This window comes from Agromyces capsici (genome assembly GCF_058349965.1).
Genome location: NZ_JBYRET010000001.1, coordinates 243,068 through 266,691, shown reverse-complemented (window position 1 = coordinate 266,691; position 23,624 = coordinate 243,068). Strand labels below are relative to the sequence as shown.

Annotated in this window: 36 protein-coding genes; 35 read left to right on the top strand and 1 reads right to left on the bottom strand. The window is 69.4% G+C overall.

All coding sequences use genetic code 11. From position 1 onward, the window contains the following. Positions 1-16 precede the first annotated feature (16 nt). The 12 genes from AC3RKB_RS01355 to tuf all read left to right on the top strand — a co-directional run bounded on the left by AC3RKB_RS01355 (position 17) and on the right by tuf (position 10,012). Complete coding sequence (locus AC3RKB_RS01355; RefSeq protein ID WP_491434180.1) at positions 17-322, top strand: hypothetical protein; 306 nt, start codon at positions 17-19, stop codon at positions 320-322. A 7-nt stretch (positions 323-329) separates the two neighbouring features. Continuing rightward, a complete protein-coding gene (locus tag AC3RKB_RS01350) occupies positions 330-1,592 on the top strand; it encodes a hypothetical protein (RefSeq protein ID WP_491434179.1) in 1,263 nt (420 codons plus the stop codon). Further along, positions 1,589-2,209 carry a hypothetical protein gene (locus tag AC3RKB_RS01345; protein WP_491434178.1) on the top strand — a complete coding sequence of 207 codons (621 nt, stop codon included), beginning with the start codon at positions 1,589-1,591 and terminating at the stop codon, positions 2,207-2,209. The genes AC3RKB_RS01350 and AC3RKB_RS01345 overlap by 4 nt, the downstream gene beginning before the upstream one ends. Further along, positions 2,206-2,766, top strand: coding sequence for a hypothetical protein (locus AC3RKB_RS01340; RefSeq protein ID WP_491434177.1), 561 nt, complete (start codon positions 2,206-2,208; stop codon positions 2,764-2,766). Before AC3RKB_RS01345 ends, AC3RKB_RS01340 begins: the two co-directional genes overlap by 4 nt. Next, positions 2,763-3,653, top strand: coding sequence for a hypothetical protein (locus AC3RKB_RS01335; protein WP_491434176.1), 891 nt, complete (start codon positions 2,763-2,765; stop codon positions 3,651-3,653). Before AC3RKB_RS01340 ends, AC3RKB_RS01335 begins: the two co-directional genes overlap by 4 nt. A 108-nt stretch (positions 3,654-3,761) precedes the next feature. Next, the gene (locus AC3RKB_RS01330; protein ID WP_229724797.1) at positions 3,762-4,052 is read left to right on the top strand and encodes a WXG100 family type VII secretion target; all 291 of its coding nucleotides are present in this window, start codon (positions 3,762-3,764) and stop codon (positions 4,050-4,052) included. Between the two features lie 83 nt (positions 4,053-4,135). Further along, positions 4,136-4,612: a DUF6121 family protein gene (locus AC3RKB_RS01325; protein ID WP_491434175.1), complete on the top strand. Its 477-nt coding sequence runs from the start codon at positions 4,136-4,138 to the stop codon at positions 4,610-4,612. 74 nt (positions 4,613-4,686) lie between these two features. Next, on the top strand, positions 4,687-5,334 hold the full coding sequence (locus tag AC3RKB_RS01320; protein ID WP_491434174.1) for a spermidine/putrescine ABC transporter substrate-binding protein: 648 nt from the start codon (positions 4,687-4,689) through the stop codon (positions 5,332-5,334). Positions 5,335-5,650: 316 nt separating this feature from the next. After that, positions 5,651-6,025: a 30S ribosomal protein S12 gene (rpsL, locus tag AC3RKB_RS01315; RefSeq protein ID WP_022889720.1), complete on the top strand. Its 375-nt coding sequence runs from the start codon at positions 5,651-5,653 to the stop codon at positions 6,023-6,025. Further along, positions 6,025-6,495, top strand: a complete 471-nt coding sequence (gene rpsG, locus AC3RKB_RS01310; protein WP_121477586.1) for a 30S ribosomal protein S7 — start codon at positions 6,025-6,027, stop codon at positions 6,493-6,495. The genes rpsL and rpsG overlap by 1 nt, the downstream gene beginning before the upstream one ends. 95 nt (positions 6,496-6,590) lie before the next feature. Beyond that, the gene (gene fusA, locus AC3RKB_RS01305; protein ID WP_491434173.1) at positions 6,591-8,705 is read left to right on the top strand and encodes an elongation factor G; all 2,115 of its coding nucleotides are present in this window, start codon (positions 6,591-6,593) and stop codon (positions 8,703-8,705) included. Positions 8,706-8,818: 113 nt separating this feature from the next. Continuing rightward, a complete protein-coding gene (gene tuf / locus AC3RKB_RS01300; RefSeq protein WP_491434171.1) occupies positions 8,819-10,012 on the top strand; it encodes an elongation factor Tu in 1,194 nt (397 codons plus the stop codon). A 65-nt stretch (positions 10,013-10,077) separates the two neighbouring features. Here tuf and AC3RKB_RS01295 read toward each other — a convergent pair whose 3' ends face one another. Further along, positions 10,078-10,554: an OsmC family protein gene (locus tag AC3RKB_RS01295; RefSeq protein WP_491434169.1), complete on the bottom strand. Its 477-nt coding sequence runs from the start codon at positions 10,552-10,554 to the stop codon at positions 10,078-10,080. Positions 10,555-11,059: 505 nt separating this feature from the next. Between AC3RKB_RS01295 and rpsJ the strand changes: the two genes are divergently transcribed. From rpsJ to map, 23 genes are all read left to right on the top strand, one after another. Further along, entirely contained in the window at positions 11,060-11,368 is a 309-nt protein-coding gene (rpsJ, locus tag AC3RKB_RS01290; RefSeq protein WP_017201594.1) for a 30S ribosomal protein S10, read from the top strand. A gap of 8 nt (positions 11,369-11,376) precedes the next feature. Further along, complete coding sequence (gene rplC, locus AC3RKB_RS01285; RefSeq protein WP_491434168.1) at positions 11,377-12,033, top strand: 50S ribosomal protein L3; 657 nt, start codon at positions 11,377-11,379, stop codon at positions 12,031-12,033. Between the two features lie 3 nt (positions 12,034-12,036). Continuing rightward, positions 12,037-12,696, top strand: a complete 660-nt coding sequence (rplD, locus tag AC3RKB_RS01280) for a 50S ribosomal protein L4 (RefSeq protein ID WP_491434167.1) — start codon at positions 12,037-12,039, stop codon at positions 12,694-12,696. Further along, on the top strand, positions 12,693-12,995 hold the full coding sequence (gene rplW / locus AC3RKB_RS01275) for a 50S ribosomal protein L23 (RefSeq protein ID WP_491434166.1): 303 nt from the start codon (positions 12,693-12,695) through the stop codon (positions 12,993-12,995). Before rplD ends, rplW begins: the two co-directional genes overlap by 4 nt. Positions 12,996-13,014: 19 nt before the next feature. Then, entirely contained in the window at positions 13,015-13,854 is an 840-nt protein-coding gene (gene rplB, locus AC3RKB_RS01270) for a 50S ribosomal protein L2 (protein ID WP_491434165.1), read from the top strand. Between the two features lie 12 nt (positions 13,855-13,866). After that, the gene (gene rpsS, locus AC3RKB_RS01265) at positions 13,867-14,148 is read left to right on the top strand and encodes a 30S ribosomal protein S19 (protein WP_135063327.1); all 282 of its coding nucleotides are present in this window, start codon (positions 13,867-13,869) and stop codon (positions 14,146-14,148) included. A gap of 25 nt (positions 14,149-14,173) precedes the next feature. Next, positions 14,174-14,539 carry a 50S ribosomal protein L22 gene (gene rplV / locus AC3RKB_RS01260; RefSeq protein ID WP_092668524.1) on the top strand — a complete coding sequence of 122 codons (366 nt, stop codon included), beginning with the start codon at positions 14,174-14,176 and terminating at the stop codon, positions 14,537-14,539. After that, complete coding sequence (gene rpsC / locus AC3RKB_RS01255; protein ID WP_491434164.1) at positions 14,539-15,288, top strand: 30S ribosomal protein S3; 750 nt, start codon at positions 14,539-14,541, stop codon at positions 15,286-15,288. Before rplV ends, rpsC begins: the two co-directional genes overlap by 1 nt. A gap of 2 nt (positions 15,289-15,290) precedes the next feature. Further along, positions 15,291-15,710, top strand: a complete 420-nt coding sequence (rplP, locus tag AC3RKB_RS01250) for a 50S ribosomal protein L16 (protein WP_491434163.1) — start codon at positions 15,291-15,293, stop codon at positions 15,708-15,710. Next, positions 15,710-16,033, top strand: a complete 324-nt coding sequence (rpmC, locus tag AC3RKB_RS01245; RefSeq protein ID WP_491434162.1) for a 50S ribosomal protein L29 — start codon at positions 15,710-15,712, stop codon at positions 16,031-16,033. Before rplP ends, rpmC begins: the two co-directional genes overlap by 1 nt. 2 nt (positions 16,034-16,035) lie before the next feature. Next, complete coding sequence (rpsQ, locus tag AC3RKB_RS01240; protein ID WP_491434161.1) at positions 16,036-16,350, top strand: 30S ribosomal protein S17; 315 nt, start codon at positions 16,036-16,038, stop codon at positions 16,348-16,350. Between the two features lie 33 nt (positions 16,351-16,383). Further along, the gene (rplN, locus tag AC3RKB_RS01235) at positions 16,384-16,752 is read left to right on the top strand and encodes a 50S ribosomal protein L14 (protein WP_129233339.1); all 369 of its coding nucleotides are present in this window, start codon (positions 16,384-16,386) and stop codon (positions 16,750-16,752) included. A gap of 2 nt (positions 16,753-16,754) precedes the next feature. Continuing rightward, positions 16,755-17,114, top strand: a complete 360-nt coding sequence (gene rplX, locus AC3RKB_RS01230; RefSeq protein ID WP_491434160.1) for a 50S ribosomal protein L24 — start codon at positions 16,755-16,757, stop codon at positions 17,112-17,114. Then, entirely contained in the window at positions 17,114-17,704 is a 591-nt protein-coding gene (gene rplE, locus AC3RKB_RS01225; protein WP_491434159.1) for a 50S ribosomal protein L5, read from the top strand. The genes rplX and rplE overlap by 1 nt, the downstream gene beginning before the upstream one ends. A gap of 157 nt (positions 17,705-17,861) precedes the next feature. Next, positions 17,862-18,260, top strand: a complete 399-nt coding sequence (gene rpsH, locus AC3RKB_RS01220; protein ID WP_491434158.1) for a 30S ribosomal protein S8 — start codon at positions 17,862-17,864, stop codon at positions 18,258-18,260. Positions 18,261-18,264: 4 nt separating this feature from the next. Continuing rightward, the gene (rplF, locus tag AC3RKB_RS01215) at positions 18,265-18,801 is read left to right on the top strand and encodes a 50S ribosomal protein L6 (RefSeq protein WP_491434157.1); all 537 of its coding nucleotides are present in this window, start codon (positions 18,265-18,267) and stop codon (positions 18,799-18,801) included. A 2-nt stretch (positions 18,802-18,803) separates the two neighbouring features. Then, positions 18,804-19,163, top strand: a complete 360-nt coding sequence (gene rplR, locus AC3RKB_RS01210) for a 50S ribosomal protein L18 (RefSeq protein WP_491434155.1) — start codon at positions 18,804-18,806, stop codon at positions 19,161-19,163. Continuing rightward, positions 19,160-19,873, top strand: a complete 714-nt coding sequence (gene rpsE / locus AC3RKB_RS01205; RefSeq protein WP_491434154.1) for a 30S ribosomal protein S5 — start codon at positions 19,160-19,162, stop codon at positions 19,871-19,873. The genes rplR and rpsE overlap by 4 nt, the downstream gene beginning before the upstream one ends. After that, complete coding sequence (gene rpmD, locus AC3RKB_RS01200) at positions 19,873-20,058, top strand: 50S ribosomal protein L30 (RefSeq protein WP_491434153.1); 186 nt, start codon at positions 19,873-19,875, stop codon at positions 20,056-20,058. The genes rpsE and rpmD overlap by 1 nt, the downstream gene beginning before the upstream one ends. Then, positions 20,058-20,711: a 50S ribosomal protein L15 gene (gene rplO, locus AC3RKB_RS01195; RefSeq protein WP_491434152.1), complete on the top strand. Its 654-nt coding sequence runs from the start codon at positions 20,058-20,060 to the stop codon at positions 20,709-20,711. Before rpmD ends, rplO begins: the two co-directional genes overlap by 1 nt. Positions 20,712-20,826: 115 nt before the next feature. Next, the gene (gene secY / locus AC3RKB_RS01190; RefSeq protein WP_491434151.1) at positions 20,827-22,149 is read left to right on the top strand and encodes a preprotein translocase subunit SecY; all 1,323 of its coding nucleotides are present in this window, start codon (positions 20,827-20,829) and stop codon (positions 22,147-22,149) included. Next, positions 22,146-22,781 carry an adenylate kinase gene (locus tag AC3RKB_RS01185; protein WP_491434150.1) on the top strand — a complete coding sequence of 212 codons (636 nt, stop codon included), beginning with the start codon at positions 22,146-22,148 and terminating at the stop codon, positions 22,779-22,781. The genes secY and AC3RKB_RS01185 overlap by 4 nt, the downstream gene beginning before the upstream one ends. Positions 22,782-22,796: 15 nt before the next feature. Further along, positions 22,797-23,624, top strand: coding sequence for a type I methionyl aminopeptidase (map, locus tag AC3RKB_RS01180; RefSeq protein WP_491434149.1), 828 nt, complete (start codon positions 22,797-22,799; stop codon positions 23,622-23,624).

Here is a 23,624-nt window from a genome sequence, read left to right as displayed (position 1 = left end):
GGTCGAGAGGAGAACGATGAGCGACCAGGTGCTGATCCCGCTCGCGTCGATGGCCGAACTGGACCAGGCGCTGAAGGACATCGTGATCGAGTTCGAGGACGCCGGCTCGCGCACGGACTCCCTGCTCGACGCCATCGGGCGCCCGTTCGGGCGCACGGGCCTGCGACACGCGGCCGACGAGTTCGAGGGCGCGTGGGACGACAAGCGCGAGACCCTCAGGGGCCACCTCGTCGAGCTGCAGGAGCAGGTCGCGGGGGTCACGGACGCCTGGGAGCAGCTCGACCTCGAGCTGAAGTCCAGCCTCGAGCAGAACGGAGGCTGAGCCCGCCATGGGGAACACCGCCTACTTCCACCGCAGCATGCCCGAGTCGCCCAAGGGTCGCGACATCGACCGCATCGCCGACACCGGCTCGACGATCGTCGCGCGCGGCGACCAGATCGAGAGCCTGGGCGAGCGGATGCTGCGTGCCGCCGACACCCTGAAGATGATGGTCGACGGCCAGGTCGGGAAGGGCCTCTCGCTCGACGCCGTGCGCGAGCAGGGCGAGGAGGTGCACGCCGACCTGAAGAAGGCCGGCGAACGGTACTCGCCGAGCGGCACCGCGCTCAAGGCGTACGGGCAGGTCGTGGCCGAGGTCGCTCCCGGGCTGAACCGGGCCGCGGGCGAGTGCGAGTCGCTCTGGGAGGCCGTGCGCTCGCGTGCGTCCGACGTCGACGAGGCCGAGCAGACGCCCGAGGGGAGCGACGGCAGCACCGACGCGCGCGACACGGCCACCGCGGCGGCCGACTCGTCGCTCGCGACCGCGAAGGAGGAATGGGAGGAGGCCGCGCGCCGCTTCGACGGGTACTACGACACGTGGGATGCCGCGTACGACACCGCGCTCGCGGGCCTCCAGGGCGCCAACGAGGACGGCGTCGAGGATGGCTTCTGGGACGACGTGCTGCCCTTCGTCGAGGCGCTCGTCACCGTGCTCGAGTACGTCGGCATCGCGCTCGTGCTGGCGGCCCTCATCGTCGGCGGCCCGCTCATCGCGGCCCTCGCGACGATCGTCGCGATCCTCACGCTGCTCGGCACCGTCGTGCTCTTCGCCAAGGGCCGCAAGGACGGCAAGGACCTGACGATGGCGATCATCGGCGTCATCCCGTTCGGCAAGCTCGGCAAGCTCGCCGACCTCGGCTCGATCGCGAGCACGGGCTCGCGGTTCCCGCGCCTGTCCGGGTTCCGGAACATGATGCTCGCCGGTGAGGACTTCGCCGCGCTCCGCACGCACCTCGGCCGCATCGACGACCTCGCCCGGGCCGACTGGGGCAGCGCGGGCGTCGGCTTCGACGCCGCCACCGGCGGTTCCCGCTTGATCCAGCGGCTGATCTCGGGCGCGCCCTACATGCGGCAGCAGACGCAGTTCACCAACGGGGCCGACATGTTCTTCGGCCGCCTGCTCGGGGTCGGCGACTCCGCGACGAACGCCGGCGCGTGGGACCTCCACTGGGGATACCGGCAGGCGCAGGTCACCGCCTACTCCGTGTACGACTGGGCGAGCGACCAGGTGAGCACGTTCCAGCAGAACCGGACCGTAGACTCGTGGCGATGATCCCGAGCCTGCGCGACGAGCTGACCGGTGCATCGCGACCCGGACTCCCGCCGTTCGTGCTGCTGCTCCCGCGGGGCTGGGTCTCGGTCGCGCCCACGCGCGAGGCGTTCGCCGACCTCACCGCCCGGACCTCCGCGGTCCTCCGGTCCGCGCATCGGCCCGACCTCGACGTGCAGTTCCAGTCGATGCTCGACCGTGCCGCCGACGAGTTCCTCCGGCGCGAGCCGGTCCGCCTGATCTACCCGGCCGACGTCCCCGCCGACGAGCTCTTCCCGCTGTCGATCACCGCGGTCCGGCTCTCCGCGCCGGGCGGCGGCCCGCTCGACCCGCACGTGGCCGCGCTCCGGCGCGACCGGGGCGCGCGGACCCTCGGCGACGACGGCGTGATCCTCCGCTGGGAGGAGGAGCACGCGCATCGCGTGCCGGGCGGCGAGGTCGCGGTCCGCTCGTTCGACTACCTCGTCGCCGTGCCCGGGACCGAGCGGCGCGAGGCGCTGCTGTTCAGCGCGGTGATCCCGTCGGCCGCAGCAGGCGAGCGCCTCGACGACGAGACCGTGCGCGCCGCGGGCGTGCTCGCCGACGCGATCCTGTCGACCTTCCGCTGGAGCGGCGCATGAGGTTCGAGCTCGTCTACCCGGGCGACACGTGGTCGATCATGCCGGGCCCTGACGCCGAAGCCGACGGGCTCTGGCTGGCCGAGCAGCGCGCGGCGTACGCCCACGGGCCGCTCGCCGCCTACGGCGACGAGCTCGAGGCGGCGGCCCGGGAGGCGCTCGGCCGACGGCGCGCCGGGATCGACACGTCGCTGTACTTCCGGCCGACGACCATGCCGATGACCGGCGTGCTGCACGCGACGCTGCGGGCGCTGCCCGAGGGCGTCGACGCCGAGGCGATCGCGTCGGAGTCGATGGACTGGATGCTCCCGGAGGAGGAACTCCTCGGCGACCCCGTCGTCGAGGAGTTCGAGACCGAGTCGGTGCCGCACGGCTACCGCATCGCCTACGTGACGGAGCGACCCGACGGCGCGGGCGCGACGCTCGCGGGCATCTCGTACGGACTCGTGCTCCCCGGGCTCCTCGGCCTGGTCTTCTCCGAGCCCGCCCATCGGGAGGTGATCGGCACCATGCAGCGGTTCGCCGACCCGGTGGTGGGCTCGCTGCGGGTGGTCGCGTGACGGTCGACGGCCCGGCCGCGGCCTGGGCGGGCGCCGCACGCGGCGCCGACGTCGAGTATCGGCTGAGCGGGCTCGACCGAGCCGCCGTCGCCGCCGTCCCGCGGTACGCCGAGCAGGTCGACGCGCGCGTCGCCGCGACGGTGGCCGCCCTCCGCGCGTCACGCGCCGGCGGCCTCGCCGACCTCGGGAAGCGCGACGGCAGCGCGGCCGCCGAGCTCGGACGGTCGGGCGGGCGCACCGCCGCACTCATCGGCGGCGTGCTCGCGGCCTGCTTCGCTGCGGCGTTCCACCTCGGCCGCGCGGTGTTCGACGCCGTCGACGTGCTGCCGTGGATCACCGGCCTCGTCTGGGCCGCAGCCGTGCTCATCGCCCTCGCACTCCTGCCGCTGCGGCGCGACGCCGCGCCGACCACGGGCGTGATGGCGACCGTGTGGAGCGCCGCTGCGCTGTGCCTCGCCGCGCTCGCGATGAGCGCCGTGCTCGGCGGCGTCACCCTGGCCACCGTCGGCATGTTCGCCGTCGCGGTCGCCGGTCTCCTCGCGCTCGCGGGCGTCGCTGCGGCGGCCACGGTCGTCGCGCTGGGCGCCTCGCCCGAGCAGCGCGCGGCGACGCGGCGCCGCATGGAGCGGTTCGCCGAGACCCAGGCCGAGGCCGGCAACGAGATCCTCGCCGAGGCGATCGCGCAGCTCGGTGCCGCATGGGCCGAGGTCGACCCGGCCGAGCGCGAACGCGTCGAGACCGACCTCGCGGCCGCGTACCGCCTCCTCGAGGAGCGCGGGATCCCCGCGCCGCGCCGCGCGGCGCTCCCCGGCGAACTCGTCCTCACCCTGACCGCGGTCGCCGCCTCGCCAGGGCTCGAGGCCGCGCTCGCGTCGCGCCCGCGCTGAGCGCAGCGTGGGGAGCGCTCCCCATGTCCCCGTCGCGGCGCCGTCCGTAGGCTGGGGACACCGGCTCGCAGTCGCGGGCGACGATCCCGAACGAAGGAAGGTTCCACGATGGCCGCAGATTTCGGCGCCTCGTACGGCGAGATGGAGGCGATGGCGAGCAAGCTGTCCGACGCGCGCGACGACATCCAGTCGCAGCTCGACCAGCTGAAGAGCTCCGTCGACAACCTGCTCGGCAACGACTTCAAGACCCAGCACGCGTCCGGCAAGTTCGGCCAGGGCTACGAGGAGCTCACCACCGGCCTGAAGTCGGCCGTCGACGGCATCGGCGAGATGGGCGAGGCGCTGCGCGGCATGATGCAGGCGATCCAGGACCTCGACCAGCAGCTCGCCGGGCGCTGACCCCGAGCGAGGCACGACGGCGGGGCGGGACCACGAGGGTCCCGCCCCGCCGTCCGTCGTCTGCGGCGGCGTACGCTCGGAGGATGGCGTCGAACTCGGCCTCCGCGTGGACCGTCGCGGGATTCGCGGCCGCGCTGCACCTCGCGCTCATCGTCGCGGCGTTCGGGTTCGTGAGCCTGCTGGCCGAGGCCGATCCGATCGCCGATCCGGCGGCGGGGCGCCTCGTCGGTCCCATCACGGTCGGCGTCTCGGTGCTCGCCCTGCTCCTGCTGCTCGGGTTCGGGCTCACGCGCGGAGTGCGCCCGTGGAGCCTCGCCGGGCTCGCCCTGCTCGTCACCTGGGCCGCCGGGGTGCTCGCCGCGACCGTCGCGTACGCGGCATCCACCGGCACGATCCTCGCCGCCCTGCTGTTCGCCCTGTCGTTCATGACGGCCGGGTTCGGCGTGATCATCCCCGTCACGGGCGCGCTCGTCGCGCTCCTCGCCGCCGTCACCGCGCGGGCGCAGCAGGGCGGCGTCGAGCGCCCGCGCTGGCCGTGGGAGCGCGACGACGGGGAGTGACGCGACGCGGCGCATCGTGACATCCGTTCACCGCCTGCGCCCGGCCGAGGCGACCCGGCACTAGGGTGAACCGCGTGGAGGGATCGGTCGAGGCCCGTGTCAGCCACGAGGTCGACCGCTGGCTCGCGTGGCTGCCGCGCTGGCGTCCGGGCACGCACCGCGGTCGCGTGCGCCTCTGCACGCGGTGCTTCGGCTCGCCGATCCTCGCCGCCGCCGGCCTCGACGTCGACGTGCCGCACCCCGTGCAGCACGCCTTCTCGATGCGCATGAAGGGCATCATCGACGCCGCCGTCGACGATTACACGGCCCGCAACCTGCCCATGCTGCACCGCGAGATCCGGCTCGCCGAGGAACGCAAGGCGCGACGGCCGTATCGCGCGGGGGAGGGCCTCGACCCGGAGTTCCTGGGACTCGACCTGGACCCCGAGCCCGTGCCCGACCAGCCGTTCCTCTTCACGCTGCAGGGCCTCGAGGCCGATGCCGCGGCCGAGTCCGCCGAACCGGCGCCCCGACCGTTCACGCCGCAGGAGAAGGAGGCGCTGCGCGAGGAGGTGCGCATGGCCGACGAGTTCGCCAAGCAGCTCGGCCGCCGCATCTGCGTCGAACTCGCCCAGCACCGCGCCCGCATCGCCGCCGCGGTCGAGCGTCACGTCGAGCCGCAGGTTGCCGAGATGCTCGCCGACCTCGACCGCGAACTCGACGCGCCGGGCTGGCCGAACTAGGCTCGGCCGCGGTCGGGCGGGGCGGGCCGGCGTTCGCTCACGGCGTGCCCTCCGGGCCGGCGCCCATTTGACCGGGTGATGGCGCCGCATTACCATTGAGCGGGTGTGCGCCTTGCCGCGCGCTCGCACCATGCCCGCGGAGTTCCGCGGACGGGGAGCGGGTTCGGGCAGTCCGCACGCAGGGCGTCGGCTCGACATGACCCGGCCGCCCCCACGGCATACCCACCACCAACAGGCTCCGCCGCTCGGCGGTGCCGGTGGGTCGTGATGTGAAATCCATCAGAGCTGTCACCGTGCAGCACAACAAGGAGAAGCAGTGCCAACCATTCAGCAGTTGGTCCGCAAGGGTCGCTCGCCCAAGGTCACCAAGACCAAGGCGCCCGCCCTGAAGGCCAACCCCCAGCAGCGCGGCGTGTGCACGCGTGTGTACACCACCACCCCGAAGAAGCCGAACTCGGCCCTGCGCAAGGTCGCCCGCGTGAAGCTCTCGAACGGCACCGAGGTGACCGCCTACATCCCCGGTGAGGGCCACAACCTGCAGGAGCACTCGATGGTGCTCGTCCGCGGCGGTCGTGTGAAGGACCTCCCCGGTGTGCGCTACAAGATCATCCGCGGCGCGCTCGACACGCAGGCCGTGAAGAACCGCAAGCAGGCTCGTAGCCGCTACGGCGCGAAGATGGAGAAGAAGTAATGCCTCGCAAGGGTCCCGCTCCGAAGCGCCCCGTCGTCGCCGACCCGGTCTACGGTTCGCCGGTCGTCAGCCAGCTCGTCAACAAGATCCTCATCGACGGCAAGAAGGACCTCGCGCAGCGCATCGTCTACGAGGCGCTCGAGAACGTCGCGAACAAGTCCGGCCAGGACGCCGTCGCGGTCCTGAAGAAGGCCCTCGACAACGTGCGCCCCACGCTCGAGGTCCGGTCGCGCCGCGTCGGCGGCTCGACCTACCAGGTCCCCGTCGAGGTCAAGCCCCACCGCGCGAACACCCTGGCGCTGCGCTGGCTCACCAGCTACGCCAAGGCCCGCCGCGAGAAGACCATGACCGAGCGTCTCACCAACGAGATCCTCGACGCGTCGAACGGCCTCGGTGCCGCGGTCAAGCGCCGCGAGGACACCCACAAGATGGCCGAGTCGAACCGCGCCTTCGCCCACTACCGCTGGTAGCGGGCCGAGCGGATGCCGCGGGCCGACGTGCTCGCGGCGGCCACGCGGCATCCGCTCACCCCCCAACTCACCTTCCCGATCAACGGAGGAACCCCGTGGCACTTGACGTGCTCACCGACCTGAGCAAGGTCCGCAACATCGGCATCATGGCGCACATCGATGCCGGCAAGACCACCACCACCGAGCGCATCCTGTTCTACACGGGCGTCAACCACAAGATCGGCGAGACGCACGACGGCGCCTCGACCACCGACTGGATGGAGCAGGAGAAGGAGCGCGGCATCACGATCACGTCGGCCGCCGTCACCTGCTTCTGGAACAAGAACCAGGTCAACATCATCGACACGCCCGGCCACGTCGACTTCACCGTCGAGGTGGAGCGCTCGCTGCGCGTGCTCGACGGCGCGGTCGCCGTCTTCGACGGCAAGGAGGGCGTCGAGCCCCAGTCCGAGACCGTGTGGCGCCAGGCCGACAAGTACAACGTCCCCCGCATCTGCTTCGTCAACAAGATGGACAAGCTCGGCGCGGACTTCTACTTCACGGTCGACACGATCGTCAAGCGCCTCGGTGCCAAGCCGCTCGTGCTGCAGCTGCCGATCGGCGCCGAGAACGACTTCATCGGCGTCATCGACCTCATCGAGATGCGGGCCCTCGTGTGGCCCGGCGACGCCAAGGGCGACGTGACAATGGGCGCCAAGTACGAGGTGCAGGAGATCCCGGCCGACCTCAAGGACAAGGCCGAGGAGTACCGCCAGCAGCTGCTCGAGACCGTCGCCGAGACCGACGACGCGCTGCTCGAGAAGTTCTTCGGCGGCGAGGAGCTCACGGTCGCCGAGATCAAGGGCGCCATCCGCAAGCTCACGGTCAACTCCGAGATCTACCCCGTGCTCTGCGGCTCGGCGTTCAAGAACCGCGGCGTGCAGCCCATGCTCGACGCGGTCGTCGACTTCCTGCCGTCGCCGCTCGACGTGCCGGCCGTCGAAGGACGCAACCCGCGCAACGAGGACGAGGTCATCGAGCGCCACCCCGACGCGAACGACCCCTTCGCGGCGCTCGCGTTCAAGGTCGCGGTGCACCCGTTCTTCGGTCGCCTCACCTACATCCGCGTGTACTCGGGTCACCTCGACTCCGGCGGCCAGGTCATCAACTCGACCAAGGGCAAGAAGGAGCGCATCGGGAAGATCTTCCAGATGCACGCCAACAAGGAGAACCCGGTCGACTCGGTCACCGCGGGCAACATCTACGCCGTCATCGGCCTCAAGGACACGACCACGGGCGACACGCTGTGCGACCCCGACAACCAGGTCGTGCTCGAGTCGATGACGTTCCCGGCCCCGGTCATCGAGGTCGCGATCGAGCCGAAGACCAAGGCCGACCAGGAGAAGCTCGGCACGGCGATCCAGAAGCTCGCCGAGGAGGACCCCACCTTCCGCACCGAGCTCAACCAGGAGACCGGCCAGACGGTCATCAAGGGCATGGGCGAGCTGCACCTCGACATCCTCGTCGACCGCATGAAGCGCGAGTTCAAGGTCGAGGCCAACGTCGGCAAGCCGCAGGTGGCCTACCGCGAGACGATCAAGCGCGCGGTCGAGAAGCACGACTACACGCACAAGAAGCAGACGGGCGGCTCGGGCCAGTTCGCGAAGATCCAGTTCGCGCTGGAGCCCCTCGAGCTCGAGGGCGACAAGACGTACGAGTTCGAGAACAAGGTCACGGGTGGCCGCGTTCCGCGCGAGTACATCCCCTCGGTCGACGCCGGCTTCCAGGACGCGATGCAGTACGGCATCCTGGCCGGCTACCCGATGGTCGGCGTCAAGGGCATCCTGCTCGACGGCGCGGCCCACGACGTCGACTCCTCGGAGATGGCGTTCAAGATCGCCGGTTCGATGGGCTTCAAGGAGGCCGCTCGGAAGGCGAACCCCGTCCTGCTCGAGCCGCTGATGGCCGTCGAGGTCCGTACTCCCGAGGAGTACATGGGCGACGTCATCGGCGACCTGAACTCGCGTCGCGGCCAGATCCAGTCCATGGAGGACGCTGCCGGCGTGAAGGTCGTGCGTGCGCACGTCCCGCTCTCGGAGATGTTCGGCTACATCGGCGACCTGCGGTCCAAGACCTCGGGCCGCGCCGTGTACTCGATGGAGTTCGAGAGCTACGCGGAGGTCCCGAAGGCCGTGGCCGACGAGATCGTCCAGAAGAACAAGGGCGAGTAGCGCCCGAACGCACGAGCCGACAGGTTCGCGTAACATAACAACACAACCCCCGTAGCTCACCGGTCGCAATCCGGCGCCCGGTGCTGCTACACGGATCCTGAGGAGGACCCACAGTGGCTAAGGCCAAGTTCGAGCGGACCAAGCCGCACGTCAACATCGGTACGATCGGTCACGTCGACCACGGCAAGACGACGCTCACCGCGGCGATCTCGAAGGTGCTCGCCGACAAGTACCCGTCGGCCACCAACGTGCAGCGCGACTTCGCGTCGATCGACTCGGCTCCCGAGGAGCGCCAGCGCGGCATCACGATCAACATCTCGCACGTCGAGTACGAGACGCCGAAGCGCCACTACGCGCACGTCGACGCCCCGGGTCACGCCGACTACATCAAGAACATGATCACCGGTGCGGCTCAGATGGACGGCGCGATCCTCGTGGTCGCGGCGACCGACGGCCCCATGGCGCAGACGCGTGAGCACGTGCTGCTCGCCAAGCAGGTCGGCGTGCCCTACCTGCTCGTCGCGCTGAACAAGGCCGACATGGTCGACGACGAGGAGATCCTCGAGCTCGTCGAGCTCGAGGTCCGCGAGCTCCTCTCCTCGCAGGGCTTCCCCGGCGACGACGCTCCGGTCATCCGCGTCTCGGGCCTCAAGGCGCTCGAGGGCGACGAGAAGTGGACCCAGTCGATCCTCGACCTCATGGAGGCCGTCGACGAGTCGATCCCCGACCCGGTGCGCGACAAGGACAAGCCGTTCCTCATGCCCATCGAGGACGTCTTCACCATCACCGGTCGTGGCACGGTCGTCACGGGCCGCGCCGAGCGCGGCACGCTGAAGATCAACTCCGAGGTCGAGATCGTCGGCATCCGCCCGACGCAGAAGACCACGGTCACGGGCATCGAGATGTTCCACAAGCAGCTCGACGAGGCCTGGGCCGGCGAGAACTGCGGTCTCCTGCTCCGCGGCACCAAGCGCGAGGACGTCGAGCGCGGCCAGGTCGTCGTGGCCCCCGGCTCGGTCACCCCGCACACGAACTTCGAGGGCACCGCGTACATCCTCTCCAAGGAGGAGGGCGGGCGTCACAACCCGTTCTACGCGAACTACCGCCCGCAGTTCTACTTCCGCACCACCGACGTCACCGGCGTCATCACGCTGCCCGAGGGCACCGAGATGGTCATGCCCGGCGACACCACCGACATGACGGTCGAGCTCATCCAGCCGATCGCCATGGAGGAGGGCCTCGGCTTCGCCATCCGCGAGGGTGGCCGCACGGTCGGCGCCGGTACCGTCACGAAGATCATCAAGTAGTCTTCGCGATCGCGACATCGTGAGGGGGTCGGGCCTTCGGGCCCGGCCCCCTTCGTCGTCCCTGCTCAGTGCGCGTCGACGCGGGTGCCGTCGATGTCGGTGGCGACGTCGATCGCGCCCTCGACGCTGCGTCCGACGGTGCAGCCCTTCTCGATCGCCCGCGCCATGATGCCGACGAGCTTCTCGCGGTCCTCCTGGTCGAGGGACGACAGGTCGACGATGACCTCCTCGGCGATCTCCTGGTAGCGGTTGGACTCGCCGTCGGACCGGCCGTGCGCCCACACGGTCATGGCGTACTCGTCGCCGAGCCGCCGCGCGGCCACCCGATCGACGCTGAGCCCCACGCACCCGGCCAGCGCGAGCTTCAGGAGCTCGCCGGGCGAGAAGTGCTCGCCCTCGAGTTCGGCGCCGCCGATCTGCACGGTCGCGCCCCGTTCGTTCAGGCCCTCGTAGCGCCTCGGCCCGATCCTCGTGACCGAGACGCTGCCCGGTCCGATCCGCTCGCTCACGGCATGCGGGTGCTCGGTCGTCTGGTCGGTCATCGCGTCCTCCGATCGCCTCGGTCGTGCGTCGATTCCATCATCCCAGCGGATGGCGCGACATCCCGTTGACTGTGAGGATGCGGTGAGCACGACGGCCGCGACACGCCCGGGTTGCACGCGTCCCGCGCGTGTGGCAAACTCTTCTAGTTCAACATTTCGAACGGCGTGCCCTGCTGCGTGCCGTTCGAATCACTGCCAGGCAGTGCATAGCCACCCGGAGCGTGCTCCGGGGGTCAGGCTAGGCCGCGGGCAGCAGAACGCACACACCGACCTCCATTTCGAGCATGGGTCCGCCATGCCCGTTTCGCGAGTGCGACACGCCCGAGCGCGGGGGTCGGTGGGGCTCGAAGGTCGAGCGTGTCGAGGTCACCGCAGCGCGGGGTGGTTTCGACAGGCTCGATCACCGGCCTTTGACAGAAGAACAGTGGTGCTTCACACGAAGTGGCTACGCGGCGTCCGATGCCCTCGGAAGGGGTAAGACGCCTTGACAGAGAGAGAGTCAGCAATGGCGGGACAGAAGATCCGCATTCGACTGAAGTCGTATGACCACGAGGTCATCGACACCTCGGCGCGCAAGATCGTCGACACGGTGACCCGCGCGGGCGCCACGGTCGTCGGCCCCGTGCCGCTTCCGACCGAGAAGAACGTGGTGTGCGTCATCCGTTCGCCCCACAAGTACAAGGACAGCCGCGAGCACTTCGAGATGCGCACCCACAAGCGCCTCATCGACATCGTGGACCCGACGCCCAAGGCCGTCGACTCGCTCATGCGTCTCGACCTCCCGGCCGACGTCAACATCGAGATCAAGCTCTGAGGTACGACATGTCCACCACTGCCAAGAACGTGAAGGGCCTGCTCGGCACCAAGCTCGGCATGACCCAGGTGTGGGACGAGAACAACAAGCTCATCCCGGTCACCGTCATCGAGATCGCCCCCAACGTGGTCACCCAGCTCCGCATCGCCGAGAAGGACGGCTACTCGGCCGTCCAGATCGCCGCGGGCGCGATCGACCCGCGCAAGGTCACCAAGCCGCTCACCGGCCACTTCGACGCCGCCGGCGTGACCCCGCGCCGCCACGTCACCGAGGTCCGCACCGCGGATGCCGCCGAGTACGCGCTCGGCCAGGAGCTCACCGTTGACGGCACCTTCGAGGCCGGCCAGCTCGTCGACGTCGTCGGCACGAGCAAGGGCAAGGGCTTCGCCGGTGTCATGAAGCGCCACAACTTCGCGGGCGTCTCCGCCTCGCACGGTTCCCACCGCAACCACCGCAAGCCCGGTTCGATCGGCGCGTCGTCGACCCCGAGCCGCGTCTTCAAGGGCATGCGCATGGCCGGCCGCATGGGCGGCGAGCGCGTCACCGTCCTGAACCTCCGCGTGCACGCCGTCGACGCCGAGAAGGGCCTGCTGCTCGTCAAGGGCGCGGTTCCCGGTGCTCGCGGCCGTCTCGTGTTCGTCCGCAACGCTGTGAAGGGGGCGTAGTCCATGGCTACCGCCAACACCATCGACGTCCTCGACGTCGCCGGCAAGAAGTCCGGCTCGATCGAGCTGCCCGCCGAGCTCTTCGACGTGCAGACCAACGTCCCGCTGATCCACCAGGTCGTCGTCGCCCAGCTCGCCGCCGCGCGCCAGGGCACGCACAAGACCAAGACCCGCGGCGAGGTCTCCGGCGCCGGCCGCAAGCCCTTCAAGCAGAAGGGCACGGGCCGCGCCCGCCAGGGCTCGATCCGCGCGCCGCACATGACCGGCGGTGGCGTCGTCCACGGCCCGCAGCCGCGCGACTACTCGCAGCGCACCCCCAAGAAGATGATCGCCGCCGCCCTGCTCGGCGCGCTCTCCGACCGCGCTCGCGGCGGCCGCGTCCACGCGGTCGAGGCGTTCGCCGCCGGTGACGTCGCGAAGACCAAGGACGCCGTGGCGCTGCTCGCCGGCATCGCGCCGGCCAAGCACTTCCTGGTCGTGCTCACCCGCGACGAGGAGCTCTCGGAGCGCGCGGTGCGCAACATCGAGACCGTGCACGTGCTGCCGGTCGACCAGCTGAACGCCTACGACGTGCTCGTCTCCGACGACATCGTCTTCAGCCAGGCCGCGCTCGAGGCGTTCATCGCCGCCAAGCAGGCCAAGAAGGAAGAGGTCTCCGCATGAGCGCCGCGCACAACAAGGACCCCCGCGACATCATCGTCGCGCCGGTGGTCTCGGAGAAGAGCTACAACCTGATCGACGAGGGCAAGTACACGTTCATCGTGGACCCCCGTGCGAACAAGACCGAGATCAAGCTCGCGATCGAGAAGATCTTCAACGTCCAGGTCGCCTCGATCAACACCCTGAACCGTCAGGGCAAGACGCGTCGCACGCGCTTCGGCACCGGCAAGCGCAAGGACACCAAGCGCGCGATCGTCACCCTCAAGTCCGGCTCGATCGACATCTTCACGGCTGTCGGCTAAGGAGCAGAGGAAACTCACTATGGCTATTCGCAAGTACAAGCCCACGACCCCGGGTCGTCGCGGTTCGTCGGTCGCCGACTTCGCGGAGATCACGCGCTCGACGCCCGAGAAGTCGCTGCTCCGCCCGCTGTCGAAGTCCGGTGGCCGCAACAACCAGGGCCGCATCACCACCCGCCACGTCGGCGGCGGCCACAAGCGCCAGTACCGCGTCATCGACTTCCGTCGGAACGACAAGGACGGCGTGCCCGCCAAGGTCGCGCACATCGAGTACGACCCGAACCGCACCGCGCGCATCGCGCTGCTGCACTTCGTGGACGGCACCAAGCGCTACATCCTGGCGCCGAACAAGCTCCAGCAGGGCGACCCGATCGAGTCGGGCCCCAGCGCCGACATCAAGCCCGGCAACAACCTGCCGCTGCGCAACATCCCGACCGGTACCGTCGTGCACGCGATCGAGCTGCGCCCCGGTGGCGGCGCCAAGCTCGCACGCTCGGCCGGTGCGTCCGTCCGCCTCGTGGCGAAGGACGGCCCCTACGCGCAGCTCCGCCTGCCGTCGGGCGAGATCCGCAACGTCGACGCGCGCTGCCGCGCGACCGTCGGCGAGGTCGGCAACGCCGAGCAGTCGAACATCAACTGGGGCAAGGCCGGCCGCAAGCGCTGGAAGGGCGTCCGCCCGACCGTCCGCGGTGTCGCGATGAACCCGATCGACCACCCGCACGGTGGTGGTGAGGGCAAGACCTCCGGTGGTCGTCACCCGGTGAGCCCGTGGGGTCAGCCCGAGGGCCGCACCCGTCGCCCCAACAAGGAGAGCGACAAGCTCATCGTCCGCCGCCGTACCGTCGGCAAGAAGCGCAAGTAGGAGTTCAGGAAGATGCCTCGCAGCCTCAAGAAGGGCCCCTTCGTCGACGAGCACCTGCTCCGCAAGGTCGTCTCGCAGAACGAAGCCGGCAGCAAGAACGTCATCAAGACCTGGTCGCGTCGCTCGATGATCATCCCGGCCATGCTCGGGCACACGATCGCCGTGCACGACGGCCGCAAGCACATCCCGGTGTTCGTCACCGAGACCATGGTGGGCCACAAGCTCGGCGAGTTCGCGCCCACCCGCACCTTCCGTGGACACGTGAAGGACGACAAGAAGGGCCGCCGCCGCTAGTCGCGGTGGTGTGAAGGAGGAAGAAATGGTGGAGTCGATCGCCCGCGTGCGACACATCCGCGTCACCCCCATGAAGGCTCGCCGCGTCGTCAACCTGATCCGCGGCAAGCAGGCTCAGGAGGCGCTCGCCATCCTGAAGTTCGCACCCCAGGGTGCGAGCGAGCCGGTGTACAAGCTCGTCGCCTCGGCCATCGCGAACGCTCGCGTCAAGGCCGACGCCACGAACACCTACCTGGACGAGCAGGACCTGTACGTGAAGACGGCATTCGTCGACGAGGGCACCACCCTCAAGCGATTCCAGCCGCGCGCGCAGGGCCGTGCCTTCCGCATCAACAAGCGCACGAGCCACATCACCATCGTGCTCGGCACGCCCGAGGAGGGTACGAAGTAATGGGTCAGAAGGTCAACCCGTACGGCTTCCGTCTCGGCATCACCACCGACCACGTGTCGCGGTGGTTCTCCGACTCGACGAAGCCCGGACAGCGCTACGCCGACTACCTCGCCGAGGACGTCAAGATCCGTCGCCTGCTCCAGACGTCGCTCGACCGCGCGGGTGTCTCGCGCATCGAGATCGAGCGCACCCGCGACCGCGTCCGCGTGGACATCCACACGGCGCGTCCCGGTATCGTGATCGGCCGCCGCGGCGCCGAGGCCGAGCGCATCCGCGCCGACCTCGAGAAGCTCAGCGGCAAGCAGATCCAGCTCAACATCCTCGAGGTCAAGAACCCCGAGGCCGACGCCCAGCTCGTCGCCCAGGGCATCGCCGAGCAGCTCTCCGCTCGCGTGGCGTTCCGCCGCGCGATGCGCAAGGGCCTGCAGGGCGCGCAGCGCGCCGGCGCCAAGGGCGTCCGGATCCAGGTGTCGGGCCGTCTCGGCGGCGCCGAGATGAGCCGCTCGGAGTTCTACCGCGAGGGCCGTGTGCCGCTGCACACGCTCCGCGCGAACATCGACTACGGCTTCTACGAGGCCAAGACCACCTTCGGCCGCATCGGCGTGAAGGTCTGGATCTACAAGGGCGACATCACCAACAAGGAGCTCGCGCGCGAGCAGGCTTCGCAGAAGCCGTCGCGCGATCGCAGCGACCGTCCCCGCCGTGCGCCCCGTTCGCAGGAGCCGGCGGCCGCAGGAGTTGAGGCATAACCATGTTGATTCCCCGTCGAGTCAAGTACCGCAAGCAGCACCACCCCGGCCGTTCGGGCCACGCCACCGGCGGCACGAAGGTCTCCTTCGGCGAGTTCGGCATCCAGGCCCTGACCCCCGCCTACGTGACCAACCGTCAGATCGAGTCCGCTCGTATCGCGATGACGCGTCACATCAAGCGTGGCGGCAAGGTGTGGATCAACATCTACCCCGACCGTCCGCTCACGAAGAAGCCGGCCGAGACCCGAATGGGTTCCGGTAAGGGCTCGCCCGAGTGGTGGGTCGCCAACGTCAAGCCGGGTCGCGTCCTCTTCGAGGTCTCGGGCGTCTCCGAGGAACTCGCTCGCGAGGCCATGACCCGTGCCATCCACAAGCTGCCCCTCAAGGCACGCATCATCAAGCGCGAGGAGGGCGACGCATAATGGCCGTCGGTTCCAAGGAGCTCGCTATCGTCGAGCTCGACACCTTCGAGGACGATCGTCTCGTCGACGAGCTGAAGAAGGCCAAGGAGGAGCTGTTCAACCTGCGCTTCCAGTCGGCCACGGGTCAGCTCGAGAGCCACGGCCGCCTCAAGGCCGTCAAGCGCGACATCGCCCGCATCTACACGGTCATCCGTGAGCGCGAGCTCGGCATCCGTGCGACGCCGGCTCCGGTCGAGGCGCCCGCCGCGCCCGCCAAGAAGACGAAGAAGGCCAAGGCCGCGGCTGACGCCCCGGCTGAGGCCGCAGAGACGAAGGAGGCCTAGTCATGGCAACCGCCAAGGAAACGACGGGCCACGAGTCGGCCGAGAACGACGTCAAGGACGCCGGCGCCCGCGGCTACCGCAAGGTCCGCCGCGGCTACGTCGTCAGCGACAAGATGGACAAGACCATCGTCGTCGAGGTCGAGGACCGCGTGAAGCACCCGCTCTACGGCAAGGTCATCCGCCGCACGTCCAAGGTCAAGGCGCACGACGAGCAGAACACCGCCGGCATCGGCGACCTCGTCGTGATCTCCGAGACCCGCCCGCTCAGCGCCACCAAGCGGTGGCGCCTCGTCGAGATCGTCGAGAAGGCCAAGTAAGCCCCTGGGCTTGCCTCTCAGAAGGAGTACGAAGTGATTCAGCAGGAATCCCGGCTCAAGGTCGCCGACAACACGGGTGCCAAGGAGCTGCTCACCATCCGCGTGCTCGGTGGCTCCAGCCGCCGCTACGCGGGCCTCGGCGACGTCATCGTCGCCACCGTCAAGGACGCGATCCCCGGCGGCAACGTGAAGAAGGGCGACGTGGTCAAGGCCGTCATCGTCCGCACCGTGAAGGAGACCCGTCGTCCCGACGGCTCCTACATCAAGTTCGACGAGAACGCCGCGGTGATCCTCAAGAACGACGGTGACCCTCGTGGCACCCGCATCTTCGGGCCGGTCGGCCGGGAGCTTCGCGACAAGAAGTTCATGAAGATCATCTCGCTGGCGCCGGAGGTGCTGTAACCATGGCGAACATCAAGAAGGGCGACCTGGTCCAGGTCATCTCGGGCCGCAGCCAGGCCCGCGGCGGAGACCGCGGCAAGCAGGGCAAGGTCATCGAGGTGCTCGTCGACCAGAACCGCGTCGTCGTCGAGGGCGTGAACTACGTCACGAAGCACGTGCGCGTCGGCCAGACGCAGCGCGGTTCGAAGACCGGCGGCATCGAGACCCACGAGGCCCCGATCCACGTGTCGAACGTGGCGCTCGTCGACCCCGAGACGAAGAAGCCGACCCGCGTCGGCTTCCGCCTCGAGAAGGTCACCAAGGACGGCGTCGAGAAGACCGTCCGCGTCCGCTACGCGAAGAAGTCAGGTAAGGACCTGTAATGACCGACACCGCAACTGCCGCGCCGGCTGGCAAGATCCAGCCGCGCCTCAAGCAGAAGTACAAGAACGAGATCTCGAAGGCCCTCACCGAGGCGAACGGCTACGCCAACCCGCACCAGGTGCCGGGTCTCGTGAAGATCGTGGTCAACATGGGCGTCGGCGAGGCCGCGCGCGACGGCAAGGTCATCGACGGCGCGATCGCCGACCTGACCAAGATCACCGGCCAGAAGCCGCAGGTCACCAAGGCCCGCAAGTCGATCGCTCAGTTCAAGCTCCGCGAGGGCCAGCCCATCGGCGCCCACGTGACGCTCCGCGGCGACCGCATGTGGGAGTTCCTCGACCGCCTGCTCTCGCTCGCGCTGCCCCGCATCCGCGACTTCCGCGGGCTGTCGGACCAGCAGTTCGACGGCAACGGCAACTACACCTTCGGTCTCACGGAGCAGTCCGTGTTCCACGAGATCGACCAGGACAAGATCGACCGCGTCCGCGGCATGGACATCACCGTGGTGACCACCGCCAAGACCGACGACGAGGGTCGCGCGCTGCTCAAGGCGCTCGGCTTCCCGTTCAAGTCGAACGAGTCCGCGTAGTAGACTCTACGAGTTTGTGCCCGCTGGCCGGGCCCGGAGTGATCCGAGGTCCGGCCGGCACCGGCATCCGGCGGCCCGCAACCGCGAGTCGCCACCACCACAGGTCAGTCCCCGTGTAACGGGTCCTGAAACCTGGTGAACGTAAGGAAACACCGTCATGACGATGACCGACCCGGTCGCTGACATGCTGACGCGCCTGCGCAACGCCAACTCGGCGCACCACGACTCCGTGTCGATGCCCAACTCGAAGCTCAAGGCGCACATCGCCGAGATCCTGAAGAACGAGGGCTACATCGCGGGCTTCGAGGTGACCGACGCGCGCGTCGGCAAGACGCTGACCCTGCAGCTCAAGTTCGGCCCCAACCGCGAGCGTTCGATCGCGGGCATCAAGCGCGTGTCGAAGCCCGGCCTGCGCGTCTACGCGAAGTCGACCGAGATCCCCAAGGTGCTCGGCGGCCTCGGCGTCGCGATCCTGTCCACTTCCAGCGGTCTGCTCACCGACCGCCAGGCCGAGAAGAAGGGCGTGGGTGGGGAAGTCCTCGCCTACGTGTGGTAGATCCATGTCACGAATCGGACGACTCCCCATCGACATCCCCGCCGGGGTCGACGTGAAGGTCGACGGCCGCGCCGTCACCGTGAAGGGCCCGAAGGGCGAGCTCGCGCTCACCGTCGCGCAGCCCATCGAGGTGCAGATCGAGGACAACCAGGTCCTCGTCAGCCGGCCCGACGACGAGCGCTCGTCGCGCTCGCTGCACGGCCTCACCCGCACCCTCATCGCGAACAACATCGTCGGCGTGACGCAGGGCTACTCCAAGGGCCTCGAGATCGTCGGCACCGGGTACCGCGTCGCGCAGAAGGGCAGCGCGGTCGAGTTCGCGCTCGGCTTCTCGCACCCCGTGACCGTCGAGCCGCCGGCAGGCATCACCCTGACCGTCGAGGGCAACAACAAGATCACGGTCGCTGGCATCGACAAGCAGGCCGTCGGCGAGACCGCCGCCAACATCCGCAAGATCAAGAAGCCCGAGCCGTACAAGGGCAAGGGCATCCGCTACGCCGGCGAGGTCGTGCGTCGCAAGGCCGGAAAGAGTGGTAAGTAATCATGGCCGTGAAGACCAAGACGGCAGCGCGTTCGCGCCGCCACAGCCGCCTTCGCAAGAAGGTCGTCGGCACCGAGCTGCGTCCGCGCCTCGTCGTGACCCGCTCGGCCCGCCACGTGTTCGTCCAGGTCGTGGACGACAGCAAGGGCCGCACCGTGGCCTCCGCGTCGACCATGGAGGCCGACCTCCGCGCGTTCGACGGTGACAAGACCGCCAAGGCCAAGAAGGTCGGCGAGCTCGTCGCCGAGCGCGCCAAGCAGGCGGGGATCGACTCGGTCGTGTTCGACCGCGGCGGCAACAAGTACGCCGGTCGTGTCGCAGCGATCGCCGACGGAGCGCGAGAGGCAGGGCTGAACCTGTGAGCACTGCACCTACTGAGAACAAGGGCACTGTGAAGGAGACCGAGGTGACTTCAGAGGCACCCGTCGAGACGGCAGCATCCTCCGAGCCGCCGCGCAACGAGCGCGAGGGCCGCCGTGGCGGCCGCGACCGCGGCCAGGGCCGTGACCGTCGCGACCGCGACGCCGAGAAGAGCCAGTTCCTCGAGCGCGTCGTCACGATCAACCGCGTGTCGAAGGTCGTCAAGGGCGGTCGTCGCTTCAGCTTCACGGCGCTGGTCGTCGTGGGCGACGGCAACGGACTCGTCGGCGTCGGCTACGGCAAGGCGCGCGAGGTCCCGACCGCCATCTCGAAGGGCGTCGAGGAGGCGAAGAAGAACTTCTTCCGCGTTCCCCGCGTCGGCTCGTCGATCCCGCACCCCGTGCAGGGCGAGGCGGCCGCCGGTGTGGTGCTCCTGCGCCCGGCCGGCCCCGGTACCGGTGTCATCGCCGGTGGTCCGGTGCGCGCCGTACTCGAGTGCGCCGGCATCCACGACGTGCTGAGCAAGTCGCTCGGCTCGTCGAACACCATCAACATCGTGCACGCCACGGTCGAGGCGCTCAAGCAGCTCGAGGAGCCGCGCGCCGTCGCCGCCCGTCGTGGCCTGGACTACGACGAGGTCGCCCCGGCCCGTCTGCTGCGTGCCGAGGCCCAGGCGGCCGAGGCTGCCGCAGCAGCGAAGGCAGGTGCCTGATGGCCAAGCAGCTCAAGGTGACCCAGATCAAGTCCAAGGTGAGCGAGAAGCAGAACCAGCGCGACACGCTCCGCAGCCTGGGGCTCAAGCGCATCGGCGACTCCGTCGTCCGCGAGGACACGCCGCAGAACCGCGGTTACGTGAAGACGGTCGCCCACCTCGTGAACGTTGAGGAGATCGACTAATGGCTGAAGAGAAGAAGGCCGCCGAGGAGACCCCGAAGAAGGCTCCCGCGAAGAAGGCGCCGGCCAAGGCCGCCGCCGAGAAGGCCCCCGCGAAGAAGGCGCCGGCCAAGGCCGCCGCCGCGAAGGCCGACGACGCCGCTGCCGAGAAGGCGCCGGCGAAGAAGGCCCCCGCCAAGAAGGCTCCCGCGAAGAAGGCCGAGGCCGACGTCGTGCGCGAGCCCGTGCTCAAGGTGCACCACCTGCGCCCGGCGCCCGGTGCCAAGAAGGACAAGACCCGCGTCGGACGCGGTGAGGGTTCGAAGGGCAAGACGGCCGGTCGCGGCACCAAGGGTTCGAAGGCCCGCAACAACATCCGCCCCGGCTTCGAGGGCGGCCAGCTTCCGTACCACATGCGTGCGCCGAAGCTCCGCGGCTTCAAGAACCCGTTCCGCGTCGAGTACCAGGTGGTCAACCTGGACAAGCTCGCCGAGCTCTACCCGCAGGGCGGCGACGTGACCGTCGACGACCTGGTGGCCAAGGGTGCCGTCCGCAAGAACGAGCGCGTCAAGGTGCTCGGCAACGGCGACATCCAGGTGAAGCTCACGGTCGCGGTCGACAAGGTCTCCGGCTCCGCCGAGCAGAAGATCGTCGCCGCGGGCGGCTCGGTCAAGTAAGGCCGGCTGCACACACGGAATTCGAGCCTGTCGGGACCTCGCGTATGATTCACGGGGGTCTCGACAGGCTCGAGCCGCATTCAGACTGACTGCGGCGTCAGTAACAGGAGGACGAGTGTTCAACGCCATCGGGCGGATCTTCCGCACCCCCGACCTTCGCCGGAAGATCGGGTTCACGCTGGGCATCATCGCCCTGTTCCGACTCGGCTCGTTCATCCCGGCGCCGTTCGTGGACTTCGGCAACGTCCAGCAGTGCCTCGCGGCGAACCAGGGTGCCTCCGGCCTGTACGAGCTCGTGAACCTGTTCTCGGGCGGCGCGCTCCTCCAGCTCTCGGTCTTCGCGCTGGGCATCATGCCGTACATCACGGCGTCGATCATCGTGCAGCTGCTGCGCGTGGTCATCCCGCACTTCGAGACCCTCTACAAGGAGGGCCAGGCGGGTCAGGGCAAGCTCACCCAGTACACCCGCTACCTCACCATCGCGCTCGGCGTCCTCCAGTCGACGACGCTCATCACGGTGGCCCGCTCCGGCGCCCTGTTCCCCGCGAACTCCGACCCGTCGTGCACGCAGCTCATCACCAACGACGCGTGGTACGCCATCCTGCTCATGGTCGTCACCATGACCGCGGGCACCGGCCTCATCATGTGGCTCGGCGAGCTCATCACCGAGCGCGGCATCGGCAACGGGATGTCGCTGCTCATCTTCACCTCGATCGCCGCGACCTTCCCCGGCTCGCTGTGGGCCATCGGCATCTCGCGCGGCTGGGACGTCTTCGCGGTCGTGCTCGCGATCGGCCTGCTGATCGTGCTCGCCGTCGTCTTCGTCGAGCAGTCGCAGCGCCGCATCCCGGTGCAGTACGCCAAGCGCATGGTCGGTCGCCGCACCTACGGCGGCAACAACACTTACATCCCGATCAAGGTCAACATGGCCGGCGTCGTGCCCGTCATCTTCGCCTCGTCGCTGCTGTACCTGCCCGCGCTCATCGCGCAGTTCAACCAGCCCGCCGCCGGCGAGGAGCCGCAGGCCTGGGTCGTGTGGATCACGAACAACCTCACGCAGGGCAACAGCCCGCTTTACATGCTCATCTACTTCCTCCTCATCGTGGGCTTCACGTACTTCTACGTGGCGATCACGTTCAACCCCGACGAGGTCGCGGAGAACATGAAGAAGTACGGCGGCTTCATCCCCGGCATCCGCGCGGGCCGCCCGACGGCCGAGTACCTCGACTACGTGCTCACCCGCGTGACGCTGCCCGGCTCGCTCTACCTCGGACTCGTGGCGCTCCTGCCGCTGATCTTCTTCGCCGCGGTCGGTGCCGACCAGAACTTCCCCTTCGGCGGCGCGTCGATCCTCATCATCGTCGGCGTCGGACTCGAGACCGTGAAGCAGATCGACGCGCAGCTCCAGCAGCGCCACTACGAAGGACTCCTCCGATGACCTCTGCCGCGTCCGCCCGCTTCCTCATCGTCGGCCCGCAGGGCTCGGGCAAGGGCACGCAGGGCGTGCTCGTCGCCGAGGCCTTCGGCGTCCCGCAGGTCGCCACCGGCGACATCTTCCGCGAGAACGTCAAGGGCGGCACCGAGCTGGGTAAGCAGGTCCAGGCGATCATCGAGGCCGGTCACCTCGTGCCCGACGAGCTGACCAGCGAGCTGGTGCGCGACCGGCTCGCCCAGCCCGACGCCGCGCACGGCTTCCTGCTCGACGGCTACCCGCGCAACCGCGGCCAGGTCGACCACCTCGACGCGTTCCTCGACGGTCGGGGCGAGTCGCTCGACGCCGTCATCGAGCTCGAGGTGCCCCGCGAGGAGAGCATCGCACGACTGCGCCAGCGCGCCATCGACCAGGGCCGCACCGACGACACCGAGGAGGTCATCGCCAATCGCCTCGCGATCTACGAGCGCGAGACCGCGCCCATCCTCGACGTGTACCGCGAGCGCGACCTGGTGCTCGACGTCGACGGCGTCGGCACGCTCGACGAGGTGACCGAGCGGATCTTCGCGGCACTGGCCCAGCGCGGGCTCGTCCCGAACGGGTCCGGCGACGCCGCGCCGAGCGCGGGCGCGGCCTAGCCCCGGGACGCTCGGGTGTTCCGGCGCCTCCCGTTGCGGTCGCCCGCCGAGCTGCGGGCGATGATCCCGGCGGGTGAGGCGACGGCCGCGGCTCTGGCCGCGGTCCGCGAACGGCTCCGGGTCGGCGCGACGCCGCTCGAGCTCGACGCGGTCGCCGACGCCGTCATCCGAGGTCGCGGCGGGCGCTCGAACTTCCGGCTCGAGCCCGGCTACGCGCACACGCTGTGCGTGTCGGTCGACGATGACGTCGTGCACGGCATCCCGGGGGAGCGGGCCCTCCGCCCCGGAGACATCGTGTCGGTCGACGGCGGTGCCGAGGTCGGCGGATGGAACGGCGACGCGGCCTTCACGGTCGTGCTGCCCGACCCGGCCCGGCCCGATGTGGTGCGGGCGCGCGAGGACCTCGCCGAGGCCGCCGACCTGGCGCTCTGGGCCGGCATCGCCCGGCTCGCCACCGCCCGCCACCTGAACGAGGTCGGCGAGGCGATCGAGGCGTCGGTGACGGCGTCGGGCCCGTACGGCATCCTCGAGGGATACGGGGGGCACGGCATCGGGCGCGCCATGCACGAGGAGCCCACCGTCTACAACCACGCGGTCCGAGGTCGCGGACCGCGCGTGGCGCCGGGCCTCGTGGTGGCGATCGAACCGATGATCACGTCCGGATCCCCCGAGACGTTCGTGCGGGACGACGGCTGGACCGTCACGACCGCTGACGGCAGCGACGGCGCCCACGCCGAGCACAGCGTCGCCGTGCACCGCGACGGCATCTGGGTGCTCACCGCGCCCGACGGGGGCGCCGCGGGCCTGGCGCCGTTCGGCGTCCGTCCCGCGCCGATCGCGTGA

Bases quoted from the DNA above. Each gene is read 5' to 3' on its own strand.
- rplO (WP_491434152.1), top strand. From the start codon at position 20,058: ATGGCTGAAGAGAAGAAGGCCGCCGAGGAGACCCCGAAGAAGGCTCCC.
- AC3RKB_RS01345 (WP_491434178.1), top strand. From the start codon at position 1,589: ATGATCCCGAGCCTGCGCGACGAGCTGACCGGTGCATCGCGACCCGGA.
- rplE (WP_491434159.1), top strand. From the start codon at position 17,114: ATGACCGACACCGCAACTGCCGCGCCGGCTGGCAAGATCCAGCCGCGC.
- rpmD (WP_491434153.1), top strand. From the start codon at position 19,873: ATGGCCAAGCAGCTCAAGGTGACCCAGATCAAGTCCAAGGTGAGCGAG.
- rplD (WP_491434167.1), top strand. From the start codon at position 12,037: ATGGCTACCGCCAACACCATCGACGTCCTCGACGTCGCCGGCAAGAAG.
- AC3RKB_RS01325 (WP_491434175.1), top strand. From the start codon at position 4,136: ATGGCGTCGAACTCGGCCTCCGCGTGGACCGTCGCGGGATTCGCGGCC.
- AC3RKB_RS01355 (WP_491434180.1), top strand. From the start codon at position 17: ATGAGCGACCAGGTGCTGATCCCGCTCGCGTCGATGGCCGAACTGGAC.
- rpsS (WP_135063327.1), top strand. From the start codon at position 13,867: ATGCCTCGCAGCCTCAAGAAGGGCCCCTTCGTCGACGAGCACCTGCTC.
- AC3RKB_RS01330 (WP_229724797.1), top strand. From the start codon at position 3,762: ATGGCCGCAGATTTCGGCGCCTCGTACGGCGAGATGGAGGCGATGGCG.
- rplW (WP_491434166.1), top strand. From the start codon at position 12,693: ATGAGCGCCGCGCACAACAAGGACCCCCGCGACATCATCGTCGCGCCG.
- AC3RKB_RS01185 (WP_491434150.1), top strand. From the start codon at position 22,146: ATGACCTCTGCCGCGTCCGCCCGCTTCCTCATCGTCGGCCCGCAGGGC.
- rplR (WP_491434155.1), top strand. From the start codon at position 18,804: ATGGCCGTGAAGACCAAGACGGCAGCGCGTTCGCGCCGCCACAGCCGC.
- AC3RKB_RS01350 (WP_491434179.1), top strand. From the start codon at position 330: ATGGGGAACACCGCCTACTTCCACCGCAGCATGCCCGAGTCGCCCAAG.
- rpsH (WP_491434158.1), top strand. From the start codon at position 17,862: ATGACGATGACCGACCCGGTCGCTGACATGCTGACGCGCCTGCGCAAC.
- rpsC (WP_491434164.1), top strand. From the start codon at position 14,539: ATGGGTCAGAAGGTCAACCCGTACGGCTTCCGTCTCGGCATCACCACC.
- AC3RKB_RS01295 (WP_491434169.1), bottom strand. From the start codon at position 10,554: ATGACCGACCAGACGACCGAGCACCCGCATGCCGTGAGCGAGCGGATC.
- rpsQ (WP_491434161.1), top strand. From the start codon at position 16,036: ATGGCAACCGCCAAGGAAACGACGGGCCACGAGTCGGCCGAGAACGAC.
- rpsJ (WP_017201594.1), top strand. From the start codon at position 11,060: ATGGCGGGACAGAAGATCCGCATTCGACTGAAGTCGTATGACCACGAG.
- rplB (WP_491434165.1), top strand. From the start codon at position 13,015: ATGGCTATTCGCAAGTACAAGCCCACGACCCCGGGTCGTCGCGGTTCG.
- rplC (WP_491434168.1), top strand. From the start codon at position 11,377: ATGTCCACCACTGCCAAGAACGTGAAGGGCCTGCTCGGCACCAAGCTC.
- rplP (WP_491434163.1), top strand. From the start codon at position 15,291: ATGTTGATTCCCCGTCGAGTCAAGTACCGCAAGCAGCACCACCCCGGC.
- rplV (WP_092668524.1), top strand. From the start codon at position 14,174: ATGGTGGAGTCGATCGCCCGCGTGCGACACATCCGCGTCACCCCCATG.
- rpsG (WP_121477586.1), top strand. From the start codon at position 6,025: ATGCCTCGCAAGGGTCCCGCTCCGAAGCGCCCCGTCGTCGCCGACCCG.
- AC3RKB_RS01340 (WP_491434177.1), top strand. From the start codon at position 2,206: ATGAGGTTCGAGCTCGTCTACCCGGGCGACACGTGGTCGATCATGCCG.
- rplF (WP_491434157.1), top strand. From the start codon at position 18,265: ATGTCACGAATCGGACGACTCCCCATCGACATCCCCGCCGGGGTCGAC.
- rpmC (WP_491434162.1), top strand. From the start codon at position 15,710: ATGGCCGTCGGTTCCAAGGAGCTCGCTATCGTCGAGCTCGACACCTTC.
- rplX (WP_491434160.1), top strand. From the start codon at position 16,755: ATGGCGAACATCAAGAAGGGCGACCTGGTCCAGGTCATCTCGGGCCGC.